The 1,449-nt window shown below is 66.8% G+C and carries 2 protein-coding genes and 1 tRNA gene; 2 read left to right on the forward strand and 1 reads right to left on the reverse strand.

From position 1 onward, the window contains the following. Positions 1–200: 200 nt before the first annotated feature. Positions 201–614, reverse strand: coding sequence for an SsgA family sporulation/cell division regulator (locus ABZW18_RS34735; protein WP_003959770.1), 414 nt, complete (start codon positions 612–614; stop codon positions 201–203). Positions 615–804: 190 nt separating this feature from the next. Here ABZW18_RS34735 and ABZW18_RS34740 point away from each other — a divergent pair, with 190 nt between their 5' ends. Together ABZW18_RS34740 and ABZW18_RS34745 are read left to right on the forward strand one after the other, a co-directional pair. After that, on the forward strand, positions 805–1,287 hold the full coding sequence (locus ABZW18_RS34740; protein WP_356195511.1) for a TIGR02611 family protein: 483 nt from the start codon (positions 805–807) through the stop codon (positions 1,285–1,287). A 54-nt stretch (positions 1,288–1,341) separates the two neighbouring features. Continuing rightward, positions 1,342–1,413 (forward strand) — tRNA-Val (locus tag ABZW18_RS34745). Positions 1,414–1,449 lie beyond the last annotated feature (36 nt).

Consider the following 1,449-nt stretch of genomic DNA (forward strand, 5'->3'; position numbering starts at 1 on the left):
TCTATCTGTCTGATACTCCATACGATGTTATGCGGTGGGTGCTAGCGGTGTGGGGTGTTGGGAGCCTACGGCGCCGGTGTCTGCGATGTGCGTTTGTGCGGGTTTCCGGGCCCGTAGCCATCGCCCCGAGTCGGACGGCTACGAACGGTGAGCGGTAGGGAGCGGTGGGTGCCTGCGCTGCCTCTCAGATGTCGGCCGGCTCAGCTTTCGGCCAGGATGTGGGAGAGCTCGGTGTCGAGGTCGAAGTGACGATGCTCGGTGCCGGGCGGCACGGCGGCATCCGTCCGCTTGAGGAACGATTCCAGGGCCCGCGCCGGGGCCTCGAGCAGAGCCTCACCCTCCGGAGAGCTCAGGGCGATGCAGACCACGCCCTGGCCATGACTGCGGGAGGGCCACACCCGGACGTCGCCGGTGCCGGTCGGCCGGTGCAGGCCCTCGGCGAGGAGGTCGCGGGCGAACACCCACTCGACCGTCTCCTCGGCTCCGGTGTGAAAGGTGGCGTGCACGGCGTAAGGATCGGCCGTGTCATACCGCAGGCCCGCCGGAACGGGCAGGGAGGATTCGCTCGACACAACGAGGCGCAGGTGCAGCTCGCAGCTGACCGTGGTGTTCATAAGCGCCCAGGCCTTTCGCTCAGTGTGCGCTCGGGGATTCGCACGTCGGCGAAATCGACATGCCACCTACAGTGTCGTTGTAAACCCCTCTGACCGTTTTGGGGGCCTTCAGGTACCCCGTACGGCGGAGTCCTCGATCATCCTCTACGCCCATTCCGGTGACGCCTTACGGTCGGGTAGGTTGGGCCGTATGAATGCGGAGAGTGACGAGCGGCAGGAGGTCGCCGGAGTGGCGGCCACCGGCGCTGCGGGGGACGGTATGACGAGGGACGTCGTGAAGGAGGGCGGAGTGCAGGCGGATCCGGAGCTGGGATCGCGGGCGCCGCAGTTCGTCAAGGCGTCCCGGCCGCTGCATCTGAGCTGGCAGGTTGGCGTGTTCCTGGTCGGGCTGGCGGTCGTGGTGGCGGGCGTGATCATGCTGCCGCTGCCCGGACCGGGCTGGCTGGTGATCTTCGGTGGCCTGGCGGTCTGGGCGACCGAGTTCGTCTGGGCGCAGCTGGCGCTGCGCTGGACCAAACGCAAAGTGACCGAAGCCGCACACAAGGCACTCGACCCCCGGGTGAGGCGGCGCAACATCATCCTGACGACGATCGGCTTGGTGGTCATCGCCGTCGCGGTGGCGGTGTATGTGTGGAAGTTCGGCTTCGAGATGCCGTGGAGGGTCGGCCAGTGATCTTCGGTTGGTGAGGGGCACCCGCTGACATGCGGTAATGTTCTCCGTGCTCCCGGGCGATTAGCTCAGCGGGAGAGCGCTTCGTTCACACCGAAGAGGTCACTGGTTCGAACCCAGTATCGCCCACCGACGACCGAGGGTCCGCCAGGCTTCGTGCCTGGC

It is taken from the genome of Streptomyces sp. NPDC004647 (assembly GCF_040609575.1).
GTDB lineage: Bacteria > Actinomycetota > Actinomycetes > Streptomycetales > Streptomycetaceae > Streptomyces.

Coding starts and splice junctions, on each gene's coding strand:
- ABZW18_RS34735 (WP_003959770.1), bottom strand. CDS start 614: ATGAACACCACGGTCAGCTGCGAGCTGCACCTGCGCCTCGTTGTGTCG.
- ABZW18_RS34740 (WP_356195511.1), top strand. CDS start 805: ATGAATGCGGAGAGTGACGAGCGGCAGGAGGTCGCCGGAGTGGCGGCC.